The following is a 21,146-nucleotide window of genomic DNA, read 5'->3' as shown; positions in this document are numbered from 1 at the left end:
AGTTATGGCGCGCATCGATCGCCCGACCGGCAGGCTACCGACGCGGCTGACCCGCAGGACGTTGCTCGTCGGCGCGGCGGGGGCACTCATGCTGGTCGGCTACCGCAAGACGGTTGAGGCGCTGTACGGCCCGTCGTCGCCGACGGTGGGCCGCGAACGCCGCGTCGCGGGATACGTCCCGTACTACGACCAGCAGGCCGCGTTCGACACGGCCGACGCTCAGGCCGACGTGTTCGACCTGATCCATCCGGTCTGGTACTCGCTGGAGGCCTCCGGGGAGGTCGTCCTGGCCGACGACGAGCACGTGCGCGTGGACCGCGCGCGGGTGCGGCGCCTGAAGTCCGCCGGCGTGCGGATCCTGCCGACGTGCACCAACCTGCGGAACGGGTCGTGGGAGCCGGAGCTGGTCAAGGCGATGCTGGCCGACCCTGGTGCGCGCAGGCGCCACGTCGAGGCCCTCGTCGAGCTGGCCGTCGAGTTCGGCTACGACGGCATCGACATCGACTACGAGGACCTGACCGCCGCGGAGCGCGACCCGTACTCCCGATTCCTCGAGTCCCTGGGCGACGCGCTGCGTGCCGAGGGAAAGTCGCTGATCTCGTCGGTGTATGCCAAGCACACCGAACCCGGGCCGGATCCGCACAGCCAGGCGCAGGACTACGCGGCCATCGGCGCGGCCTGCGACCAGGTCGGGGTGATGGCCTACGACTTCCACTGGGCCGACTCGCAAGCCGGGCCCACCGCGCCACGCGACTGGGTGGAGGAGACGGTGAGCTGGGCCGTTACCCAGATCCCGCCGGAGAAGGTGCGGCTCGGGATCGTGCTGCTCGGCTACGACTGGCCCCGCGGTGGGCGTGGCGAGACAGTGACCTACGAGGACGCGATGCGGCTGGCGGAACAGCACGATGTCGAGGTGCTCGACGAGCGCAGCGCCGACGGGCCGCACTTCGTCTACACCGACGGGAGTGGCCGCGAGCGGGAGGTGTGGTTCGAGAACGCCTACAGCGCGGCAGCCAAGCTCGAGCTGGTCGACGACTACGACCTGGGCGGCGCGTTCTTCTGGCGGCTCGGCTACGAGGACACGCGGACCTGGGATCTGATCGAGCCGCGCGGCTCGTGACCCGCGCCGGTCAGTTACGCAGCATCTCCGCGACGAGGAAGGCGAGCTCGAGGGACTGCTGGGTGTTCAGCCGCGGGTCGCAGGCCGTCTCGTAGCGTCCCGCCAGGTCGGTGTCGGTGATGTCCTGCGCACCGCCGAGGCACTCGGTGACGTTCTCGCCGGTGAGCTCGATGTGGATGCCGCCGGGGTAGGTGCCCAGCGAGCGGTGCACCTCGAAGAAGCCCTGCACCTCGTCGACGACCCGGTCGAAGTGGCGGGTCTTGTAACCGGTGGAGGACTCGTGGGTGTTGCCGTGCATCGGGTCGCACTGCCAGATCACCTGGTGCCCGGAGGCCTCGACCTTCTGCACGATCTGCGGCAGCACCTCGCGCACCTTCCCGTTGCCCATCCGCGCGATCAGCGTCAGCCGCCCCGGCTGGTTGTGCGGGTCCAGCCGCTGCACGTACTCCACGGCCTGCTCGGGCGTGGTGGTCGGACCGATCTTGACGCCGATGGGGTTGGACATCAGCTCCGCGAACGCGATGTGCGCCCCGTCGAGCTGGCGGGTGCGCTCACCGATCCACAGGTAGTGCCCCGAGAGGTTGTACAGCTGCGCATCCGGCGAGTCCGGCTCGTCCAGCCGCAGCATCGCCCGCTCGTAGTCCAGCAGCAGCGCCTCGTGACTGGCGAAGATCTCGGTACTGTGCAGCGACGAGTCCGTCACCCCGCAGGCCGACATGAACCGCAGACCACGATCGATCTCACCGGCCAGCGCCTCGTACCGCTCCCCCGCCGGGGACGTGCGCACGAAGTCCTTGTTCCAGTCGTGCACCTGCGCGAGATCGGCCATGCCCGCGCCGGTCAGCGCCCGCACCAGGTTCATCGTCGCCCCGGAGTTGGCGTAGGCGCGGATCATCCGGCCCGGGTCCGGCACCCGCATCTCCTCGGCGGCGGCCAGCGAGTTGACCACATCGCCCCGGTACACCGGCAGGCCCAGCGCGTCGGTGCTCTTCGACCGCGGCTTGGCGTACTGTCCCGCGATGCGGCCCACCTTGACCACCGGCAGGCTCGCGCCGTAGGTCAGCACCACGGCCATCTGCAGCAGCGTGCGCAGGTTCGCCTGGATGTGCGGCTCGGTGTTCGACTCGAACGTCTCCGCGCAGTCGCCGCCCTGCAGCAGGAACGCCTCGCCGCGGGCGACCATCGCCAGGCGCTCGCGCAGCCGGTCCACCTCGGCGGGCACCGTGATCGGCGGTACCGACTCCAGCACACCGCGCACGTGCCGCATCATGTGCTCGTCCGGCCATTCCGGCTGCTGAGCCGCAGGCTTGGCCAGGGCCTCGTCCAGCTTCCGGCGCAGGTCGCCCGGCAGGGGCGGCAACGGCGGCAGGGTTTCCATCGGGGCGTCGACAGTCCAGTTCACGCACCCCAGAATACGGGTCCGGCCGATCGCAGCTGCGCGGGACCGCGCCCGATCCTGCTGGCGGCCGCTCGATCGAGGCCGACATGTCGGTGGTCGGCGGTACTGTGCGCCGCACATAGCGGGGGTGGTGCCGGCTTTCGGAGCACCAAGCACTGACGTTCGTTTTGTTCGATTATTCGCAGCACAAAGGTTGTGGGCGCACACATGGTTGAACGCTTCGTCTTACCACCGGACCAGCCCGAGTCGCTTTCCGCACTGGTCACAGCTCTACGACAGGATGCGCCTGGTCAGGAACCGGTGCTTGTCGCCGGGGACGGGTCCCGGATCGAGCTACCGGACGAACTGTTCGCAGTTCTCAGAGATGTAGCCACCACACTTTCCCAGGGGTTCGCGGTCAACGTCGGCCCGCAACTCACGACACTGACCACCAGTCAAGCAGCGGAAGTACTGGGGATCTCCCGGCCGACACTCGTACGGCTACTCGAGCAGGGGGAGATCCCGTTCGACAAGCCGGGCCGCCATCGCCAGGTGCGCTTGGTCGACGTACTTGCCTACCAGGAAAGCGCCCGTCGTGTGCGCTCCGCCGGTCTCGACGAGATGGTTCGCAACTCCGAGGAATCCGGCGTCTACGACATCGACGAGGGTGCGACGACCATCCGGTCCGCGCCCGAACAAGGCCACGAGTGAGCGCGCTGGATGTCCCGGGCCTTCCTCAGCGCCACCAGTGTCGCGCTCAATGCCAGATTGTCGGGCCTCGCCGGTACGGTACGCGCCATCCCGCACCTGGTTACCCGCGCATGATGAGGCCCGATTGCGAAGGGACGCCCGATGGACGCAGCCAATTCGAAGTTCGTGACGTATCCGGTGACGTCGCAGCGCTGGCCGGACCTGGCGGCGCTGTTCGAGACGCCGGGCCCGCGCGGTGGCCGGCAGGACACGGCGAACTGCTGGTGCGCGGTCTGGCGCTGGCCCATGCGCTCACCCGAGTCGAACAAGGAGGCGCTACGCTCGCTGGTCCACGGTGGCGAGCACACCGGGCTGCTGGCCTACCGGGACGACCAGCCGGTCGAATGGGTGTCGGTGGCGCCACGCGAGCAGTTCGCCAGACTGCTGCGCACCAGCCAGTTCAAGCCGAAAGACGAGGACACTGGCGGCTTCGTCATCAGCTGCTTCGCCGTCGACCGCACGACACATGGCCACGGGATCGGCCGCGCACTGGTGGACGCGACCGTGCGATACGCGCTGGATGCGGGCGCGACCGCCGTGGAGGCCTATCCCGGTGAGCCGACCGACTACAAGGGCAAGCTGGACTGGTTCCTGGACTACGGCTTCGAGGCCACCCGCACGGTCGGCAAACGCACCATCGTGCGGTTCACGCCGTGAAGGCCCCGTTCGCCCGCGTACGGATTCGTGCCTCCGGCCCTGTTCGGTCCGGAGGCACGAATCCGCAGCTGGTGCTACTGCTCGGGAACGCTCGCGACGAAGGCGCGCCAGGCGTCGAACGAAACGGTCAGCGTGCCGCCCTCGCGGTCCTTGGTGTCCCGGATGCGAGCACGGGTCGGTTCAACCGCCAGCTCGACACAGTCACCATGCGTCCCCGAGCGGGACGACTTGCGCCACTCTACGTGTTCCATTGCTCCGCCACTTCCACGATCCGTTCTTGAGACTGCCGCTGTGGTAGCGCCTCGCCTCTGAGGTGGTCCCATCGTCTCACGAGCTGTGTGACGACTTCTGGATCGTCCAGCACGAAGCCGCGCGCCGGTGTATCGACGTAACTGATCTCTCGATTATCGACCGTTACCAGGCTGAACCCGCCATCGACTCCGAGATATGTGTCAGCACCGAAAGGCATGACCTGCACACTCGCTGATACTTCTGTGAGGTGCTTCAGTTGCCGGTACATGACGTCCCGACTGCCGATCTGACGGTGCAATACAGCCTCGTCCAGCACAGCGACGATGTCTGGAGGCTTGTCCTGGACGAAAATGTGCTGTCGTGCCATCCGCGCAGCGACCTGATCCTCGTCGCCGAGCAGCGCGCGAGCGTAATCCTCAATCTGTAGTTGGCCGGGCACGACCAACGGCGCAAACAGCCGGATCACGCTGGCCTGCTCTTCGATGTCCGGCCATGCGCGGAACCACTCGGGCACAACGTCCTGTTTCAGCGTGTGCAGCCGGATTCGCGACAGGAAGCCATCGGTGCTCAACGCCTTATCGGCTTCCGTGGCGAACGCTTCGCTGGGAAACTTGTTACCGACCTCCACCTTCTCGACGAGGCTGGCCGAGAACTTGACCTCTTCCGCGAGCTGCTCTCGGGACCAGCCGAGACCCTCCCGGGCGCGCCGCAGCTCGCTGCCGAACAAACTCACCACATTCACTCACCCCATTCGCACGGCTTCCGCACTACGGCATCTGGGTGCCCCACTGATGTCGTGATGCGTACACGTTCCGTTTCGTAGCGTAATCGACGGGTACGACACTCAGTACATGTCCACGCTCTGGGTCTCGCTTCTGGTCGTCACGTGCCTGTTGATGATCGGCTACGTCCTCAGCCATGTCGTGCGCGACGCATTGCTGCGTCGGCGCCGCTGGCAACACGATCCCCGGCCACACATGGTCATCACCGACGAAGAGTGCTATCTGGACGGTGGAGAGTCACACCGGACGACTCCCGATCGCCGTCATCACCTGTGATACTCCCGGCCGGTGCGCGTTGTTCCGCCCGCGCGCCGGCCGGTTCCCATCCCGAACCGGCAGAAAAGGACAACGCATGAGCTGGTGGCACCGCCTTGATGGCCGCATCATCGTCGACGACGGCGACAACGTGTACGTCATCCACCCCGACGATCCCGACCACCCGGACAACATCCGCGACGACGACGCGCACTCCCCTTGCGAAGGCGGTTGACTGTTTCGTCAGTCAGCTTCGACGTAGCCAGCCGACAACCGGGAGAGCGGCGAGTGCAGTACCGCCGCCCCACACCACCACACGCATCCCTTCCCACCTGCGCACCGCTGCCGATACGTGGCACCCCGTAACGGCACGCCTCCCCTGAACGACACGGCACGCAGAGCCGATCGTGACGTTATGCGGCTTGTATGCCGGATCGTTTGATGTGCCGAGGGAGTTCACGTGTCACGAATGGGGCGTCGGTTGGCGGCGACGGTCGCGGTGGCTGCGCTGGTCACCGCGTCATGTACGGATGACGATAATTCCACCGAGCCCGAAACCGGTGGTCAAAACACCGCTGAGGACCAGGCGTCGCCGGACGAGGAAACCGTCGAACTGCCCGACGAGCCAGCGGCCTCCTCGTTCCTCTACGCCGAAGGTGTCGAGCCGGCTGTCGGGGAAGCTGACGATGACGTGACCGTAACCTGGGGCGACCCAGTGGACGCGAAGGTGCCCTTCCTCGCAGTCAATGGCACAGAGGAACCGGTCTCGCGCGTCGAGGTCTCCGGAACCGTGGTCGACGGCCAGGGCGAGACGATCACCAGCGGCGCGTCGCAGAGCGTCCAGCCGAACGTGGTGGAGCCGGGCGAGGTCGCGTTCGGCTTCGTCTACGCCGGGGCCGGAAAGCAGCTGCCCGATGATGCTGCCGTCGACTCCCCCAACGTCGACTACCGGACCGGTCTCGGCGATTTCGAGAACATCATCGCCCTAGAGATCGAGAAGCTCGAACGCGTCTCCGACGGGTTCACGGGCAGCCTGACGAACCCGCACGAGCTCGACGTCGACGGGCCGATCGACGTGACGCTGGCGTGCCTGAACGGCGATGGGGAGTTGCTCGACGTGCTCGGCACTTTCGCCGACCGCGACAGCGTAGAGGCAGGTGGCACGGCCACCTTCACGGTCGATCTGTTCGGCGACGAGCCGGATTGCGACGGCCTGCTCGCGGGCAGTTCCGGATACGATCCCAACGTGTGAGCGACACGACGTGCACCGCGATCACACGATCAAGGCAGTGCCTTACCGCGCCGCCCGGCGGTGCGCATCAACGCGTCCGACACCTCTGGCTACGCCGACTGAACAGCTGGCCAGCGGCCCGTCGGTGGGACCGGCACCGGCCAACCTCACAACCACGTTGCGATTCCACGTGACCGCGACCGCGAGCGTCGACGTCGATCGCGCACCCCGGCACGGGACCAACTGGCGCGGGTAGCCGGGTACAGCAACGCACCTCGGAGCACGCAACGTACGAGGCTCGATCCGCTGCCGCAAGGCCAAAGGACTGGTGGATTACCGCACCGCACGTGCACCCGAGTACGATTCCCAATGCAAGCCGCGTGTATACCGTCCGCTGACCAGCGATACGATCCGCCAGCTGCCTGCACAACGGCCGGGACGCAGGCGCCACTTCCGATATCCGCTCACTCCACCTCAGCGACTCGGGACAGCGCCTGTGACAGGCTTCGCGTGGCGCGCTGTACCGCAGTGGCGATGCCCTCGCTGCGGCCGCCCAGGACCCGCTGCGTTGGCCCAGCGATTGAAATGGCGGCCACAGCCTGAGTCCGCCCGTTCCTGGCCAGAAGGACTGGCGCAGCGATTGAGGACAGGCCCACCTCGAACTCCTCCTCGGAGCACGCCCACCCGCGTTCGTGGATAGTAGCGAGTACCTGGCGGTACCGCTCGCTGTCTACAATGGTGTAAGGCGTTTGCCGGGCGAGCCCGGCGCTCAGTACAGCCCTTGCCACGAACGGGTTGAACGCGGCGATGGCCTTCCCGGAGCTGGAGGAATGGCCGGGAACCTTGCGGAACGCCTCTGTGTGGAACCGCAGACCGTGTGTGCCCTCCAACCGGTCGACGTAGAGTACGTCCGCACCGAGCGGGATGCCAAGCTGAACCGTCTCGGAGATCTGATCCCTCAGCTCGGCCAGCACGGGCAGGCCCATCTCCTTCAGCAACAAGCGGTCCGCGGCCAGCTGTCCGTATTCGAACAGCCGCAGCCCCAGCCGGTACCGGCCGCTCCCCCGGCGTTCGAGAAGGCCGCGGGAGGCGAGCACGCTGAGCATCCGCGAGGCGGTGCTCTTCGCGATGCCCAGTTCCCGTGCGATCTGCGTGGCACCGACCTCGTGGTTCCGGGTGAAGCACTCGAGTACGTCCATGGCGATCGATACCGACCGCAAGCCCGAATCGTCGGAGTGGTTCCGTGATTCCGTGGCAGGCTTTCCGGCGGGAGAGTCGATCGGCGGGGTGTCGGTCACCTGTGTCACACCTCCAGAACCAGCCGCTCCCGCGCGGCGCGGGACACGCACACCATCATGGTGCCGCCGGATCGACGTTCCTTCTCAGTGAGTACATGATCGCGGTGTTCCACGGAACCGTCCAGTACCTTCGTCTCGCAGCTGCCGCAGATCCCTTCCCTGCAGTCGTTGGGAACGTCGCACCCCTCGTCGAGCAGCACGTCCAGTACCGAACGCTCGGCGGGCACCGTTACGGTCCGCCCGGTGGTGGCTAGTCGCACCTCGAACGCACCTGAGGGGAAATCCACCTGCTCCGGCGCAGCGAAACGCTCCACCCGCAGGTACTCGGCCGGGCAGCACGCGGCGGCCTCATCGAGCAACGGCGCCGGGCCACAGCAGTACACCAGGCCGCCGGTGCCGAGCCCAGTGACCAGCTCAGTGACCAGCCCAGACACGTCGGGGCGGTCCGACTCGTCGCCGGGCAGCAGCGACACACGCTTACCGTATCGTCCCAGCTCGCCGGCAAACGGCATGCTGGCACGGTCCCGTCCCCGGTACACCAGCCGCCACGGTCTACCAGCAGCCTCGGCGGCAGCGACCATCGGCAAGATCGGAGTGATACCGATACCACCTGCCAGGAACAGGTACCCGTTCGCTTTCTCCAACCGGAAATGGTTACGCGGACCCCGCACATCGACGAAGTCGCCCGGCCTCAGTTGCTCGTGCACCCGACGCGAACCGCCACGACCGGCTTCCTCCCGCCGCACGGCCACCCGGAACCGCGTCCGGTCCCCCGGGTCGCCGCACAGCGAGTATTGCCTGCGCATGCCATCGCCCAGCCCGACGTCCAGGTGTGCTCCCGGCTCCCACTCCGGCAGTGCCCCGCCCGCAGGATCGACCAGCTCGAGCGACAGCACGTCGCGGGCCTCCCACGTCATGCGGTGCACCAACAGCTGCTGGTGCGACTCGGTCATTTCTTGCCCCCGAAGGCGTACTTGCCTGCGAAAGCCGCGGAATTCCAGCCGGTCGGAGCGTCCTCGGGCTCCTGCGCGGCCACGGTGACCGGCCGCGACTGCACGATGCACGCCGGGTCACCCGGCTGATGACCCTGGTGGATGACCCACTCGACGTCGACCGGATGCCCGTAGTGTTCCTCGATGGAACGCACCGCCGCGGTAATGGCGTGCAGCTGATCGTCGTCCACCGCCCGCGCCTCACGCAGCTCTTCCGGCATGGCGGACTCGGTCACGCGGCCCGCGGCATTATCGAACTCCGAGATGGTCTCCTTGCGTGCCGTGTCGTACCGCAGCACGCGGGCGTCACTCTTGCCGATCTCGGCGTGGTCCGGTGTGACAAGGCCCTGCACCACGGCCTCGCCCCATCCCCAAGATCCCTCAACGACCATGCGGTCGCGCTTGCCGGTGATCGGATGCACCGAGAACGCCACACCGGAGGCGCGTGCCTGGATCAGCTCCAGCACGCCTACCGCCATCGGCATGGCATGGTGGGAGATGCCCCGTTGCAGGCGGTACGACAACGCTCTCGGGGTGAACAGGCTCGTCCAGCAGGCGCGGACCGATTCGAGTACCGCGTCGGGCCCAGAGACGCCCAGGTAGGTCTCGAAGATCCCCGCGAAGCTTGCGTCGCTGCTGTCCTCCCCGGTCGCCGAGCTACGCACCGCGACGGGCAGGTCGGACTGCTGGCACCGGTCGGTCAGCTCCTGGTACGCCTTGCCGATCTCGCCTGCCAGTTCGCTGTCCAACGCGGTCGCCTCGAACGCGGCGCGGATCTCGTCGGCAGCGGCGGCCACCCGGTCCTCACCCGCGTCCGGCGGCAGCGGCGCCAGAGCGGCGTCGATCCGCTCGTCCAAACCGGTTACCTGGCAATGCGCACGGTAGGCATCCACCCCGACGACGAACCCGCGCGGCACGTGTACACCGGCGGCCATCATCTCGACCAGCCTGCCGATCTTGGCGCCGCCGAGACCCACGGCCTCGCCGGGCTGCATGTCGTCGAGCCAGTGCACAGGCTTCACGTGCTCACCTCCACGGGCTCGGCGGCGTTCGCGGCCCGGCGGTACACCGTCACGGTCCCGTTCGTGCCGTCGACCTCGATCTCGTCGCCGTCCTGGATCGCCAGCGTCGCAAGGCCCACCGCGGTCACGGTCGGCACGCCGTACTCGCGGCCGACGATCGCCGCGTGCGACAGGGTGCCACCACCGTCGCACACGCAGGCGGCGATCTTGGCGAAGGCGGGAGTCCAGTTCGGCGACGTGGACTCGCACACCAGGATCTCACCCGGCTGCACCCGGTGCAGCTCGTCGGCATTTGTCAGCACCCGAGCGATACCCCGAGCCGACCCTTTCGACGCCGCCACACCGGTGAGCGACTTGACGTCCTCCGTGCTACCTGTCGCCTGCACAGCGCGCAGGAAATGGTCGTTAAGTCCGAAAATTTCGATCAGGATGGGGTCGGTGACCGCGTCCGGCACGGTGCCGAGCACCTTGGGCATCGAGGCGCGCCGCTCGGCCCAGTAGTCGAAGTACTGCCTGCGGTCCTCAACAAGGCTACGGAACGAGTTGTACGACTTCTCGCCGTTGACCACCTGCATCAGTTCAGGCCAGAACAGGTAGATCGTGTCGTCCGGGCGATCTGCGCCGACCGCCTCGGAGATCTGCAAGCAGGCCCACCTCATCGGCAGGGACACCCGCAGGTCGATGTAGTAGTTGTGGTCGTCCTGCCACCACGGGAAGTTCGCGGCCGTGCAGGAGGCGAGCCCCGCGTCGAAGACTTCCTGTTCCTCGGAGGTGAGCTTGGCCCGCGCGGAATCGATGGCAGCGTCCCGTTCGGCGATCGTCTCCTGCAGCGCGGCGTCGAAGTCGTGGTTGTCGTCCTTCTGCAGGAACGTCTTGACCATACCGAGCGCCGGGGTCGGGTCCTCGATCCACGACGGCAGGGCGATGTCGCAGGAGCCCTCCGTGCGGTATCCGTACACCTCGAGGAAGTCGTCGAAGGAACTCAACCACTCGTCAGCAGGACCTCCCCGCTCGGCGAGCGCTCCCCGCAGCTGGGTGGCGTCGTGCTGCAGGAACACCGAATCCAGACCGGACTGGCGGGCCTGGCGGGTCAGATCCCATAGCGCTCGGTCGGTCTCCATGATCTTGGTGTCGTAGCCCTGCAGGAACTTGGCGATCTCGTTCGGGTCGATCCCCATGTCCACGCAGGCGCCATAGAAGCCGACGTAGTTGGCCAGAAGCGGGTACATGATCTCGAAGTGGATCTCGAAGGAGCGGCGGTGGAAGCGACGCGCTTTGACAAGGTAGTCACCGAGCCCGCGCAGCGACTGCGAGCGCAGGTCGAAACCCTTCAGGTGCTGCCACCACGCCTCGACCTCGTTGCGCCGCTCTGCCCAGATGTCGTCGAAGTTCTCGAGGAACCTCGGCAGGTTGCGTTGCATCAGTTCGTGGCGGTGGCCGATCTCCCACTCGTCGGTGACATCGATCGAGGAGGCATACGTGTGCGTGCCGGCGATACGCTGGGTGATCCCGCGCCCCGGTGGCAGCGGCAGGGCTTCGGCGGCCAGCTGCGTGCCCCAGGAGTACCCGTCCTCGTTCCAGATCAGCCCCATCGGGGTGAGGCCGCGCGGCCAATGGAAGTCCAGGAACCAGAAGCGTTCCTCATCCTCCTTGCGGAAGGTGCGGAACGGCTCTACCGACCACGGCGTGTAGCCGTACTCGGGTTTGAATCCGGGGTACCACTCATCGGTGACGAACTCGTCGACCGGGACGACATTGCTCATGTGACCTCCTCGCATCGGGGCACTGCGGTGGCTGTGATGAATGTTGCAGCGCGACTTCGCTCACTCAACCCTCCCGTTCCTCCCTCGCGAACGTTCGCCAGCGAGGAACATGCGCCTTCCCGCTGTCGCCAGGCGTTCCTACTGTGCAGACCGACGGAGTCAGCGGTAGCAAGGAAGGGAGCGCGATGGGTGGCGTCTCCGAGCGCATCGAGCCGCCGTCGCTGGTGGGGCGGTGGCCGGCGAGCGAGCTGGCGACGGTCCGGCTGGTACGACACGGGCAGACCCGCACTTACCAGTCAGACAGTGGTCTGACGGAGGTTGGGCGCCAGCAGGCCTACGCCAAGGGAGCCGCGTTGGCAGGCACGCTGGCACCGGGCGCTCACGTGTGGCTGCCGCACGCACCGACGGCTCGGGCTGCCGAGACGGCCACCGCCGTGCGCGACGGTATCGCAGACAACCTCGGCAGCACCGCTCCGGAACGGGTGCGCCTGGACGAGCCGTACATCGACACCTGGTTCGACAACCTCCGGGTGTGGTGCGACGGTCGCGCGCTGGACCCGACGCAGGCCTACGCGACGTACCGCGCCCGCCGTGCCGACACGTCGCCGGACAGGTTACCCGGTTGGTTCGCCGAGATGGACCGGTTCTTCTCGCTGCAGACGTGCGGCGAGGACCCCATCACCTTCTGGTTGACGCAGCCGCTGCAGCACTTCGAACCCGCATCGGTTGCGGTGCGCCGATTCTGGACCGGCATCCAGCAGGCCGTGCGCACCGGGCCAGAAGGACTGCACCTCCTGGTCAGTACCCATTCGGGGTGCATACGTGCGGTCGCAGCCGCCGCGTTCGGCTACGACCCCGGTGAGCCGCGCAACACCGAGGACGTCACGATCCAGATCCCGCGCGCGGCGGACCGGGCGGTGCTCGCCTATCGCGGCCGCGCGGTCGAGCTGGCTGTGCCCGCCGAGACCCGACCGCCCTGGTGCGCGACGACGCAGTCCATCGTACGAGAGGGGTGAGACACAGCCATGCTGTCCGCGGAGAAGAACGAGCGCCTCACACGGGTGGGGCCGGACACGCCGATGGGGGAGTTGTTACGCCGTTACTGGTGGCCGATCGCCACGCACGACATGGTGGGCAGGCAGCCTGTGCGGCGCAGGCTGCTCGGTGAGGACCTGGTGCTGTTCCGGGACGCGGGCGGTAACCTCGGCCTGCTCGAGGAACACTGCCCGCACCGCAGGGCCTCGCTGTCGCTGGGATGTACCGAGCAGGATGGCATCCGCTGCGGGTACCACGGCTGGCTGTTCGACACCAGCGGGCAGTGCCTCGAGCAGCCCGGCGAGCCTGCCGACACCACGTTCGCGCAGCGTATCCGCGCGCGGGCCTACCCCGTGCAGGAGCTCGGCGGGCTCATCTTCGCTTACCTGGGACCGGAACCAGCACCGCTGCTGCCGCGGTACGACCTGTTCGTCTGGGACAACGTCTGGCGCGACATCGGGCACGCCGAGCTGAACTGCAACTTCCTGCAGATCATGGAGAACTCGGTAGACCCATATCACGTCGAGTGGCTGCACGGCCGGTACGGCTCGTTCCAGAAGGAGCTGGCGGGCGAAAAGCCCTTGGAGGTGCTGTCCAAGAAGCACGTGAAAGTGGCCTTCGAGGTCTTCGAGCACGGCATCCTGAAGCGCCGCATCCTTCAAGGGCAGTCCGAGCAGGACGAGGACTGGAAGATCGGGCACCCGCTGGTGTTTCCCGGGATGCTTCGTATCGGCGGCGGGGGCCTGCACTTCTTCCAGATCCGGGTTCCGGTTGACGACACGCACACCTGGCACGTCTGGTACCAGACATACCGGCCGACCGAGCACGGAACGATCCCGGAACAGGAGGCGATACCGGTTTACGAGGTTCCCGTGTATCAGGAGAACGGTGAATTCATCCATGACTATGTGGATGGTCAGGACATCATGGCTTGGGTGACTCAGGGGGAGATCGCCGACCGCAGCAAGGAACATCTCGGCAAGTCCGACCTGGGTGTGATCACACTACGCAGGCTCTACCAGGAGCAGATGGATCGCGTGGAGGACGGCGAGGACCCGATCTGCGTCTACCGCGATCCGGATCGCAACACAGTCATCGAGCTACCTCAGGAGAAGGACAAGTTCGGCGGGGGCGAGGCGTTCCGCAAGGAGTTCCTCAACGGCGGCCAGACTCGGTACAGCCCGCTGAAGGAGCGGATCGAGCCATTGTTCCAGCGCTACGGTGACGCTGACCTGGTGACGAGGTGATGCCATGACGGGTTCGCTAAACAGCGCTTCGGGCGGTACGACAGCCGCCGCGGCCCGTGCGGTCTTCGGCACCCCGGTTCGGTACTGCCCGTCCTGCGGGGCATCGCTCGACGGGCCCGCGGGGTTCGTGCATGAGTACTGGGTGGGCGGGGACCGCCAGTTCCATTGCTGGTGCCCCGAGTGCTACCTGTTGTGCACCGTGGTGCTGAGCCAGCTTGTCACCAGCCACGAACCGGAGCACTGACATGGCCGCGCTGCTACTGGATTTCGGTGGCGTCGTCCACCGATCCTACCTAGAGCTGGTTCCGGAGTGGGCACGAAGGGAAGGGATCCCTGCCGAGGGCGCCAACCGCAGCGGCCCGTTCGGCACCAGCTTGGATCCGCTGTGGGAAGCCCTGCAGCGCGGCGAGGTCACAGAGCGAGACTTCTGGCGCCGGCGCGCGGCCGAGTTCGGGGAGATCTTCGGGCAGCGATGGTCGACGCGGGACCTGATGCAGCGGGTGAGCGACGTGGCCGAGGAAGTACTCGTACGACCCGAGGTGTACCGGCTGCTGGATGCCGCCGCGAGTGCAGGTGCGCCGACCGGGGTGCTGACCAACGACCTCGAGCACTTTCACGGAGCGGACTGGGTGGCGCGGCAGGGCGTACTGCACCGGTTCGACCGCGTCCTGGACGGGTCGGTGACGGGTGTGCTCAAGCCCGACCCGCAGGCCTACCGCAGCGCCGCGGCGGAGCTCGACGTGGCGGTCAGCGACCTGGTGTTCCTCGACGACCAGCCGTGGAACGTCGCGGGTGCGGCGAGGCTCGGCGCGCGGGCCATCCAGGTGGATGTCACCGATCCGCAACCGGCGTTCGATGCCGCGGCCGTGGCGATCAACGGTTCGCGAGCGCGGCGCGGCGAAGCCGGTTGATACCGCACACCAACGTCAGACGGCAAGTAGACGAAAGGAACGGACTTGAAACGCAGCACCGACCGGATCCTCACCACACACGTCGGTAGTCTTGCCCGGCCACACGGGCTGCTCGAGACGATGCGGGAGAAGGAGCATGGCAGGCCGTACGACCCCGAACTGTTCGCGGGCCAGACCCGCGAGGCCGTCGCCGATGTTGTGGCCGAACAGGCACGCGCGGGAATCGACGTGGTCACCGATGGTGAACAGGGCAAGGTCACGTTCGCGACCTATGTGGAGGAACGGCTCGGCGGTTTCGACACCGTGAACGGCGAGACACTGATGCCGTACTCGTGGCAGCAGGAGATCGATGCGTTCCCGGACTACTACCAGGGCTACTTCGGCAAGTACTCCTCCACGGTCAGCCCGATGCGGGTGATGGTGTGTACCGGCCCGGTTAGCTACCAGGGACACGACGCGGTCCGCACCGACATCGACAACCTGAAGGCCGCCGCAGCGCAGCACGACATAGTCGAAACATTCCTGCCTGCCACAAGCCCGCGAGGGTTCGGGCGTAACGAGTACTACACCTCGGAGACGGAGTACCTCTACGCGGTCGCAGAGGCCATGCGCGAGGAGTACCTCGCGATCACCGAGGCCGGGCTGCTGCTGCAGATCGACGACCCGTGGCTCATCGAGATCCTCAGCGACCCCCGTACACCACCCGAGAAACGGCGCGAAACGGCACACACGCACATCGACGCGCTCAACCACGCATTGCGCGGCATCCCCGAGGAGAAAATCCGGCTGCACACCTGCTACGGGCTCAACCACGGTCCGCGGGTGCACGACCTGCCGCTGAGCGACGTCGTCGACTACATGCTGCGGGTCAACGCCGGAGCGTACTCTTTCGAAGTGGCCAACCCCAGGCACCAGCACGAGTGGCGGATCTGGGAGACGACGCCGCTGCCCGACGGCAAGATCCTCATCCCAGGCCTGCTCAGCCACGCCACGAACTTCGTGGAGCACCCGCAACTTATCGCGGACAGCATCGCCACGTACGCCTCGATGGTCGGTCCGGAGAACGTCATCGCGGGTGCCGACTGCGGGTTCTCCTCCCGCGCCACATTCGCGCCGGAGGTGGACCCAGCCGTGGTGTGGGCCAAGTTCCGGGCGCTGGCTGAGGGTGCGGAGATCGCCACCAAACAGCTAGCACTGTAACAGCACGGCGGGGTCACTACACTCGACTGTCGAACCTCCGTGCGCGGTGGGCGAATCTTCGTAGCCACTCAGGAAGATGAGGCCATGCTGCGTACGGAGGTCTCGCAGTAACCGCAGCAGGTGTCGGTCCGTCTTGGCTGCCGGAGGCCGCACCGACCGCAGGCCGAGCCCGGACTGGCCGGCGAATGGCATCAAGGCGACAATCCTCCGCAGCTGCAACAACGTACGCAAGATCGGCTTGAGCACGCAGGAGCATCAGTCGGTGCTGATCTGTTACCGCTACGCGCCTACGGCACGCCTACCTGTTTGCCTGACGGCCCGCCGGGGCACCGTCCACCCAGGTTGCCTAGCGTTGTCGGAGCCCGGGCGCTGGCCGGGCTCGGTGTCGCGTTCGCACGGAAGACCGTCCTGCGGGCGCTGTTGAAGCTGCCGGCACCGGACCGGCCAGTGCCGACCGTGATCGGGGTGGCTGAGCTAACGCTAGCGCTACGCGACCGTGCGCAGCGATACAGAAGCCGATGAGCGCACGGATGTTTCTGCCCACCACACGTACGACACGCTCGCGGCCTCGTTGTGCGAGCATCCCGGTGTGCGGGTGGTGTTGCGGATGGTGCGCGGCTTCGCAATACGGCTCAGGTTGCCGAGCCGTTCCGTGGCTATGGGCGTCAGCTGGTTCAGCACTCCGTCCGGGCGTTTCGGTCATGATCCATCCTTCCTGCAAAGCAACGCTCGCACGTAGGAACAAGACCACATCCACCGTTAGTCAGACAGACCCGCGCGGAACCCGAGGCGCGAGACCCTATGTTGCCTTCGGCGCAGCCTTGATCCATTCTGGGTCGTTGGCGACCTTGCCGACTTCTGAGGCACCGCGCGGTGATCCCAGACCGTCAAAGAACGTGTGACTGGCTTCGATAAAGTCTGCCCATTCTGGCGGCACGGCGCTTTCGTGCCGGATGGCTTCCATCGGGCACGCTGGTTCACAGGCGCCGCAGTCGATGCACTCGTCGGGATGAATGTAGAGCATCCGTTCGCCTTCGTAGATGCAGTCGACCGGACATTGCTCGACGCAGCTCTTGTCGAGCACGTCGAGGCAAGGCTCGGAGATAACGTATGGCATGACTGCTCCCGCGTCAGTGGGCCGTGTGGTCGTATTGGACGAATAGCGTCACGCCGCCGTCCGCGAAGTTTTCAATGTCGGCGGCCGCGGCTTGCCCCTCCGGCGACGCGAGTCCGTCAAACAGGTGCTCCGCCGATGGGAATGCCAGTTCGGCAATCAGGTAGTAGGGCGGTGGCGAATCGTCGAGCGACGCGCAGTAGCGGGCCACGAAGGACACGACGCCGGGAACTTCCTTGACAAGTTCTCGGTGGGTTGTCTGGTAGTAGCTGTCGAAGGCGCGTGGACTGTTAGGGTGCCCGTACGCCACGGTCAGGATATGCATAGCGGTGCTCCGTTGTCGTTCGATCTGGTCAATGGTGGCCGGGCGATGCCGAGAATGCGTTGCCGCTCGGCGATCTTGACGCGATCCGCGCCGCGACAGCTGCCGAGGCGCTGCTCCTCAACATTGAGTCGTAGCCATCCGTTCCAGTCGGTGTAGCGCACCCCGTTGCATTCGAGCCGGTACAGCAGGGCATCGGTGTCCGGCTGTGGTGGTGCGGGCAGTCGCGGCAGGTCCGCCAGTACCTCGGAAGCGGTCCGCGCGCCATCGGCCTTGTTGGTGCCGATGACGCCGGTAGGGCCGCGTTTGAGCCAGCCCGCGACGTAAAGACCTGGCTCAGGGGCGCCGTCCCGCAACACCCTGCCCGCTTCGTTGGGCACCGTTCCTGTGATGTGGTCGAACGGGAGCCCTTCGATGGGGTCGGCCTGATAGCCAATGGCACGGACCGCGAGTCCCGCGCTGATCGTCTCCCCTCGTCCAGCTGGGACGACTCGATCCAGCTCCAGTCTGGTGCGTTCCGTGACCACCTGTCTCAGCCGCTGGTGGCCGCGCAGCTCGACGGGACTGCGGAAGAACCGTAGGTGGATGCGACGCCGCGTGGCGCGCGGTGCGCGGGCGGTCCATTCGCGCATGATCTGCAGGTTCTGACGCTGCCGAAGGTCCAGGTCTGACACATCCGTGTACGCGAGTACTCCGTCGTCATGCACGGTGACGTCGGCGTTGCCCAACTCACCAAGCTGGCGCAGCTCGGCCGGTGTGAACTTGGCCTCGTGAGGGCCACGCCGGATCAGCACGTGAATATCCTGCACTCGGCTGGCCGCCAAGGACTTCAGCACCGCGTCGGGAACGTCGGTACCTTGCAACTCGCCCGATGATCTGGCGAGCATCCGGGCGACGTCGAGCGCGACGTTGCCCGCGCCGATAACCACCGCTCCGTCGTGATCGAGCGGTGGCGCATGACCAACGTTGTCGGGGTGCCCGCAGTACCAGCCGACGAGCCGGCCAGCTCCTATGCTGCCGGCTACGCCCTCGCCCGGTATGCGAAGAGCGCGGTCACGAGGACATCCCGTCGCGTAGACGACGGCGTGATAGGACCGTCGCAGTTGGTCTAGAGTGACGTCGCTGCCTACTTCTACGTTGCCGATGTACGTTGCGGCACCCGTTGCGCACGGCGATTGCAGCACGGTGGCGACGGTCTTCATCCGAGGATGGTCAGGTGCGACGCCGTAGCGAACCAGTCCGAACGGTGCGGGCAGGCGGTCAAAGACGTCAACCGTGGCGCCGCCGTCCACGAGTGCTCGCGTCGTGTACAGACCCGCTGGCCCTGCCCCGATCACCGCGACGCGCCCCACACGATCCGTTCCAGTGCCGTGCGCGTGGTGATTCGTGGCCATCATTCACCACCGCACCTGGAGTGACTCGAGTCCACGGAAGAAATAGCTGGCGATGTAGGTCGGTTCATACCCGTCGGCGAGTCGAAGCTCGGGCATGCGGTTGAACAACGTCTCCAGCGCGATCCTGATCTCGGCTCGGGCCAACGGAGCGCCAGGGCAGCTGTGCAGCCCCTTCCCGAAGGCCAAATGGTCGCGCACGTTCGGCCGGTCCAGATGGACCGCGTCCGGGTCGGAAAACACCGACTCGTCACGATTCGCCGAGCCGAACAGCAGCAACAGTGGCGAACCCTGTGGCAATGCGGTACCACCGAGCTCGACGTCTCGCGTCGTGATGCGGAACAGCCCGCGATGCGGGGCGTCACGGCGCAACGCTTCCTCTGTCACCTTCATGATCGTTTGAGTGGGTTCCGCGGTGACACGTTCGAGAATGTCCGGGTTCTGCAGCGCAACGAGCACGGTCGCGGTGATGGCATCGCGAGTGGTATCGAATCCGGCTACCCTGACGGCGCCACGGATTATGTTGTGCACGTAGTCGTCCGCCAGCCCGTCGAACTGGTCCGTGCCGTGCACCAGCACCGAGATCATGTCGTCGCGAGGGTGCGCCCTGCGGTCATCGATCTGGGATTGCAGGTACCGAGTGTACTCACCAAGCCTGCGCGCGGCCGCGACGCGGTCCGAAACCGGTGCCAGCTGATTCCACAGTGTGTTGACGTCGTCGGTCCATGTCTGGATCTGTTCGGCGTCCTCTGGAGGGAAACCGATGACGGCGTTGATTACCGTCTGCACGAACGGGATTGCATACTCGCTTACAAGCTCGGCGCTACCACCGGTGAAGCGGTCGATGAGCTCGTTCGCGCGGTCGCGCATCACAGGCAGCAGGGAACGGACTCGCGCGCCGCTGACGCCCGCGTCGAACAGGGCACGCATCTGCCGGTGTCGTGGCTCATCCTCGTTGACGACCATGGTCGTCTCCGGCACGTTGGCAGCCCTCAGCTCGGCGACGACCTCCGGCGGATTGTCGTAGATCCACGGCAGCGCCGCGGCGGAGGAGAACGACTCCGGATCGTCGAGCACCGCCTTGATATCGTCATAGCGGGTGACCATGTAGGCACCGATCGACGGGCTCAGCGTTACCGGCCGTTGCCTGGCGTCCCGGTAGAACAGGTGTGGATTCTCTCGATGTGGGCTGACCATCGGGTTGAAGTCGAATTCAGCCTGAGCGCTGTCCTGCTGTTTGGTGACCGCCATCGATCTCTCCTTGCTGTCTGGCGAACTTGCCAAGGACGTTAGGAGTGCTTGCGGTCACCTTCGATCCGTTTCGCGCGGCGCGCCTGGCCGGTTCGTGCGGCTCAGTCCGCGCGGCGCAGGGTCTCCGAGGGAGCGGCGCCATAGCGAGAGCGGTAGGCCGCCGCGAACCGTCCCAGGTGAACGAATCCCCAGCGGCAGGCGATCTCGGCCACGGTGTACTGGTCCGGATCGGCTGCTCGAAGGTCCGCGTGAGCATGGAGTAGCCTGACGCGTCGGAGGTACGTCTTCGGTGGCACGCCGACATGCTGAGCGAATCCTTCGTGCAACGCCCGGACGCTGAGCCCGCACTGTCTCGCCAGATCGAGCACCGTCCATGGCCGTTGCGGCTCATCCTCGATGAGGTCGACGGCGCGGCGAATCGCCGCCGGCCGAACAGAGCGTGCCGGTGTGCCCAATGGTTCCCGGTATGGATGGTCAACCGTGTGAAGCAATGCCGTGATGATGCTTTGTATCAGTGGGCGGGCCACAAGCGGCTGAGAGAGCGGACCGTCCGGTTCGCGCGCCAGTTCGATTAACGATCTTGCCAGCATCCACCACTGCCGTCCGGGCCCCTTTCGAAGGTCGATGCTTCCGCCGAACGGAACCACCGTGCGCACCGGCGCTCCGACCAACTCGGCGAGCTGCGACTCCAGCGCCATTCGCTCGATCTTCAGCCCGAGCAGGCTGCCGCCACCGGCCCAGCCCTGGAGCGTGGCAACGCTGTCCGGGCGGTAAACGGCTGCTACCGAGGGCGACGCGTGCACCTCACCAGCCGCGGTCGAGGTGCGCAGTGTCCCGGCGAGCGGAATGTTGATCTCATAGCCGGTTTCAAGCTCACCGGTGGTGAGACGTACCTCGTCAGAGTAGGACAGCAGTCCGGCCGACACCGGTCCAATCCTGGTCGCATTCAGACTCATGCGGAAGCGGGCTGGATCGTGCAGAACTGTGAGGTGGTGTGGGAAGTACACCTCGCCGCACCGGCTGCTTGCCTCATCCGGGTCGGCTGTACTGATCCGGACCGCCAGCATGACACCTCCTCCTGTGACCTTTCCCCTGTTGGCCGGACACGTGGTTATGCGGCCTTGAGTAGTTCCTGCTGTTCCCACTGCTCGGGGCTGGCATAGCCCAGGGCGGAG

The 21,146-nt window shown here is 66.3% G+C and carries 23 protein-coding genes; 11 read left to right on the top strand and 12 right to left on the bottom strand.

Annotated features, from left to right (window positions below):
* Positions 1 to 4 precede the first annotated feature (4 nt).
* Positions 5 to 1,120, top strand: a complete 1,116-nt coding sequence (locus CHB84_RS10045; protein ID WP_089301286.1) for a glycosyl hydrolase family 18 protein — start codon at positions 5 to 7, stop codon at positions 1,118 to 1,120.
* A 10-nt stretch (positions 1,121 to 1,130) separates the two neighbouring features.
* On the opposite strand, the gene CHB84_RS10040 is transcribed toward CHB84_RS10045, so the two are convergent.
* Positions 1,131 to 2,534, bottom strand: a complete 1,404-nt coding sequence (locus tag CHB84_RS10040; protein WP_089301419.1) for a class II 3-deoxy-7-phosphoheptulonate synthase — start codon at positions 2,532 to 2,534, stop codon at positions 1,131 to 1,133.
* Between the two features lie 192 nt (positions 2,535 to 2,726).
* Here CHB84_RS10040 and CHB84_RS10035 point away from each other — a divergent pair, with 192 nt between their 5' ends.
* On the top strand, positions 2,727 to 3,209 hold the full coding sequence (locus CHB84_RS10035; protein WP_176439896.1) for a helix-turn-helix domain-containing protein: 483 nt from the start codon (positions 2,727 to 2,729) through the stop codon (positions 3,207 to 3,209).
* A gap of 141 nt (positions 3,210 to 3,350) precedes the next feature.
* The gene (locus CHB84_RS10030; protein WP_089301285.1) at positions 3,351 to 3,905 is read left to right on the top strand and encodes a GNAT family N-acetyltransferase; all 555 of its coding nucleotides are present in this window, start codon (positions 3,351 to 3,353) and stop codon (positions 3,903 to 3,905) included.
* Positions 3,906 to 3,979: 74 nt separating this feature from the next.
* Here the strand turns inward: CHB84_RS10030 and CHB84_RS10025 are convergent, their stop codons facing one another.
* Together CHB84_RS10025 and CHB84_RS10020 are read right to left on the bottom strand one after the other, a co-directional pair.
* Positions 3,980 to 4,156: a DUF397 domain-containing protein gene (locus CHB84_RS10025; protein WP_089301284.1), complete on the bottom strand. Its 177-nt coding sequence runs from the start codon at positions 4,154 to 4,156 to the stop codon at positions 3,980 to 3,982.
* On the bottom strand, positions 4,144 to 4,890 hold the full coding sequence (locus CHB84_RS10020; RefSeq protein ID WP_176439895.1) for a helix-turn-helix domain-containing protein: 747 nt from the start codon (positions 4,888 to 4,890) through the stop codon (positions 4,144 to 4,146). Before CHB84_RS10020 ends, CHB84_RS10025 begins: the two co-directional genes overlap by 13 nt.
* Before the next feature lie 118 nt (positions 4,891 to 5,008).
* Between CHB84_RS10020 and CHB84_RS10015 the strand changes: the two genes are divergently transcribed.
* From CHB84_RS10015 to CHB84_RS10010, 3 genes are all read left to right on the top strand, one after another.
* Positions 5,009 to 5,215 (top strand): hypothetical protein, encoded by a 207-nt coding sequence (locus tag CHB84_RS10015; RefSeq protein ID WP_089301282.1) that lies wholly within the window; start codon positions 5,009 to 5,011, stop codon positions 5,213 to 5,215.
* A gap of 76 nt (positions 5,216 to 5,291) precedes the next feature.
* Positions 5,292 to 5,429: a hypothetical protein gene (locus CHB84_RS22870; protein WP_176439894.1), complete on the top strand. Its 138-nt coding sequence runs from the start codon at positions 5,292 to 5,294 to the stop codon at positions 5,427 to 5,429.
* 246 nt (positions 5,430 to 5,675) lie between these two features.
* A complete protein-coding gene (locus CHB84_RS10010) occupies positions 5,676 to 6,446 on the top strand; it encodes a hypothetical protein (protein ID WP_141134636.1) in 771 nt (256 codons plus the stop codon).
* A gap of 443 nt (positions 6,447 to 6,889) precedes the next feature.
* Here the strand turns inward: CHB84_RS10010 and CHB84_RS10005 are convergent, their stop codons facing one another.
* The 4 genes from CHB84_RS10005 to CHB84_RS09990 form a co-directional block, all read right to left on the bottom strand.
* Positions 6,890 to 7,645, bottom strand: coding sequence for an IclR family transcriptional regulator (locus tag CHB84_RS10005; protein WP_245818660.1), 756 nt, complete (start codon positions 7,643 to 7,645; stop codon positions 6,890 to 6,892).
* Positions 7,646 to 7,728: 83 nt separating this feature from the next.
* Positions 7,729 to 8,676, bottom strand: a complete 948-nt coding sequence (locus tag CHB84_RS10000) for a PDR/VanB family oxidoreductase (RefSeq protein WP_089301280.1) — start codon at positions 8,674 to 8,676, stop codon at positions 7,729 to 7,731.
* The gene (locus tag CHB84_RS09995; protein ID WP_245818659.1) at positions 8,673 to 9,737 is read right to left on the bottom strand and encodes a PEP/pyruvate-binding domain-containing protein; all 1,065 of its coding nucleotides are present in this window, start codon (positions 9,735 to 9,737) and stop codon (positions 8,673 to 8,675) included. Before CHB84_RS09995 ends, CHB84_RS10000 begins: the two co-directional genes overlap by 4 nt.
* Complete coding sequence (locus CHB84_RS09990) at positions 9,734 to 11,500, bottom strand: PEP-utilizing enzyme (RefSeq protein ID WP_089301279.1); 1,767 nt, start codon at positions 11,498 to 11,500, stop codon at positions 9,734 to 9,736. Before CHB84_RS09990 ends, CHB84_RS09995 begins: the two co-directional genes overlap by 4 nt.
* Before the next feature lie 143 nt (positions 11,501 to 11,643).
* Here CHB84_RS09990 and CHB84_RS09985 point away from each other — a divergent pair, with 143 nt between their 5' ends.
* The 5 genes from CHB84_RS09985 to CHB84_RS09965 are packed head-to-tail and all read left to right on the top strand — an operon-like array spanning position 11,644 to position 15,893.
* Positions 11,644 to 12,516, top strand: a complete 873-nt coding sequence (locus tag CHB84_RS09985) for a histidine phosphatase family protein (protein WP_141134635.1) — start codon at positions 11,644 to 11,646, stop codon at positions 12,514 to 12,516.
* A gap of 9 nt (positions 12,517 to 12,525) precedes the next feature.
* Positions 12,526 to 13,782, top strand: a complete 1,257-nt coding sequence (locus CHB84_RS09980; RefSeq protein ID WP_217898512.1) for a Rieske 2Fe-2S domain-containing protein — start codon at positions 12,526 to 12,528, stop codon at positions 13,780 to 13,782.
* A 4-nt stretch (positions 13,783 to 13,786) separates the two neighbouring features.
* Entirely contained in the window at positions 13,787 to 14,026 is a 240-nt protein-coding gene (locus CHB84_RS09975) for a hypothetical protein (protein ID WP_089301277.1), read from the top strand.
* Position 14,027: 1 nt separating this feature from the next.
* Entirely contained in the window at positions 14,028 to 14,693 is a 666-nt protein-coding gene (locus tag CHB84_RS23500) for an HAD family hydrolase (protein WP_089301276.1), read from the top strand.
* Positions 14,694 to 14,738: 45 nt separating this feature from the next.
* A complete protein-coding gene (locus CHB84_RS09965) occupies positions 14,739 to 15,893 on the top strand; it encodes a cobalamin-independent methionine synthase II family protein (RefSeq protein ID WP_089301275.1) in 1,155 nt (384 codons plus the stop codon).
* A gap of 799 nt (positions 15,894 to 16,692) precedes the next feature.
* On the opposite strand, the gene fdxA is transcribed toward CHB84_RS09965, so the two are convergent.
* The 5 genes from fdxA to CHB84_RS09935 form a co-directional block, all read right to left on the bottom strand.
* Entirely contained in the window at positions 16,693 to 17,010 is a 318-nt protein-coding gene (gene fdxA / locus CHB84_RS09955) for a ferredoxin (protein WP_089301273.1), read from the bottom strand.
* Between the two features lie 13 nt (positions 17,011 to 17,023).
* Positions 17,024 to 17,332: an EthD family reductase gene (locus CHB84_RS09950; RefSeq protein ID WP_089301272.1), complete on the bottom strand. Its 309-nt coding sequence runs from the start codon at positions 17,330 to 17,332 to the stop codon at positions 17,024 to 17,026.
* Positions 17,320 to 18,723 (bottom strand): FAD-dependent oxidoreductase, encoded by a 1,404-nt coding sequence (locus CHB84_RS09945; RefSeq protein WP_089301414.1) that lies wholly within the window; start codon positions 18,721 to 18,723, stop codon positions 17,320 to 17,322. The genes CHB84_RS09950 and CHB84_RS09945 overlap by 13 nt, the downstream gene beginning before the upstream one ends.
* Before the next feature lie 3 nt (positions 18,724 to 18,726).
* Positions 18,727 to 19,971, bottom strand: a complete 1,245-nt coding sequence (locus CHB84_RS09940; RefSeq protein ID WP_089301271.1) for a cytochrome P450 — start codon at positions 19,969 to 19,971, stop codon at positions 18,727 to 18,729.
* Between the two features lie 101 nt (positions 19,972 to 20,072).
* Positions 20,073 to 21,038, bottom strand: coding sequence for an AraC family transcriptional regulator (locus CHB84_RS09935; RefSeq protein ID WP_089301270.1), 966 nt, complete (start codon positions 21,036 to 21,038; stop codon positions 20,073 to 20,075).
* Between the last annotated feature and the right edge of the window lie 108 nt (positions 21,039 to 21,146).

Origin of the sequence: Haloechinothrix alba (assembly GCF_900188115.1) — a bacterium.
Taxonomy (GTDB): domain Bacteria; phylum Actinomycetota; class Actinomycetes; order Mycobacteriales; family Pseudonocardiaceae; genus Haloechinothrix; species Haloechinothrix alba.
The sequence above is the reverse complement of the archived record's forward strand: the minus strand, read 5'-3'. Positions and strand labels throughout refer to the sequence as shown.

Coding starts and splice junctions, on each gene's coding strand:
- CHB84_RS10045 (WP_089301286.1), top strand. CDS start 5: ATGGCGCGCATCGATCGCCCGACCGGCAGGCTACCGACGCGGCTGACC.
- CHB84_RS10000 (WP_089301280.1), bottom strand. CDS start 8,676: ATGACCGAGTCGCACCAGCAGCTGTTGGTGCACCGCATGACGTGGGAG.
- CHB84_RS23500 (WP_089301276.1), top strand. CDS start 14,028: ATGGCCGCGCTGCTACTGGATTTCGGTGGCGTCGTCCACCGATCCTAC.
- CHB84_RS09950 (WP_089301272.1), bottom strand. CDS start 17,332: ATGCATATCCTGACCGTGGCGTACGGGCACCCTAACAGTCCACGCGCC.
- CHB84_RS09980 (WP_217898512.1), top strand. CDS start 12,526: ATGCTGTCCGCGGAGAAGAACGAGCGCCTCACACGGGTGGGGCCGGAC.
- fdxA (WP_089301273.1), bottom strand. CDS start 17,010: ATGCCATACGTTATCTCCGAGCCTTGCCTCGACGTGCTCGACAAGAGC.
- CHB84_RS09940 (WP_089301271.1), bottom strand. CDS start 19,971: ATGGCGGTCACCAAACAGCAGGACAGCGCTCAGGCTGAATTCGACTTC.
- CHB84_RS22870 (WP_176439894.1), top strand. CDS start 5,292: ATGAGCTGGTGGCACCGCCTTGATGGCCGCATCATCGTCGACGACGGC.
- CHB84_RS10015 (WP_089301282.1), top strand. CDS start 5,009: ATGTCCACGCTCTGGGTCTCGCTTCTGGTCGTCACGTGCCTGTTGATG.
- CHB84_RS10030 (WP_089301285.1), top strand. CDS start 3,351: ATGGACGCAGCCAATTCGAAGTTCGTGACGTATCCGGTGACGTCGCAG.
- CHB84_RS10035 (WP_176439896.1), top strand. CDS start 2,727: ATGGTTGAACGCTTCGTCTTACCACCGGACCAGCCCGAGTCGCTTTCC.
- CHB84_RS09990 (WP_089301279.1), bottom strand. CDS start 11,500: ATGAGCAATGTCGTCCCGGTCGACGAGTTCGTCACCGATGAGTGGTAC.
- CHB84_RS10025 (WP_089301284.1), bottom strand. CDS start 4,156: ATGGAACACGTAGAGTGGCGCAAGTCGTCCCGCTCGGGGACGCATGGT.
- CHB84_RS09945 (WP_089301414.1), bottom strand. CDS start 18,723: ATGGCCACGAATCACCACGCGCACGGCACTGGAACGGATCGTGTGGGG.
- CHB84_RS09935 (WP_089301270.1), bottom strand. CDS start 21,038: ATGCTGGCGGTCCGGATCAGTACAGCCGACCCGGATGAGGCAAGCAGC.
- CHB84_RS09975 (WP_089301277.1), top strand. CDS start 13,787: ATGACGGGTTCGCTAAACAGCGCTTCGGGCGGTACGACAGCCGCCGCG.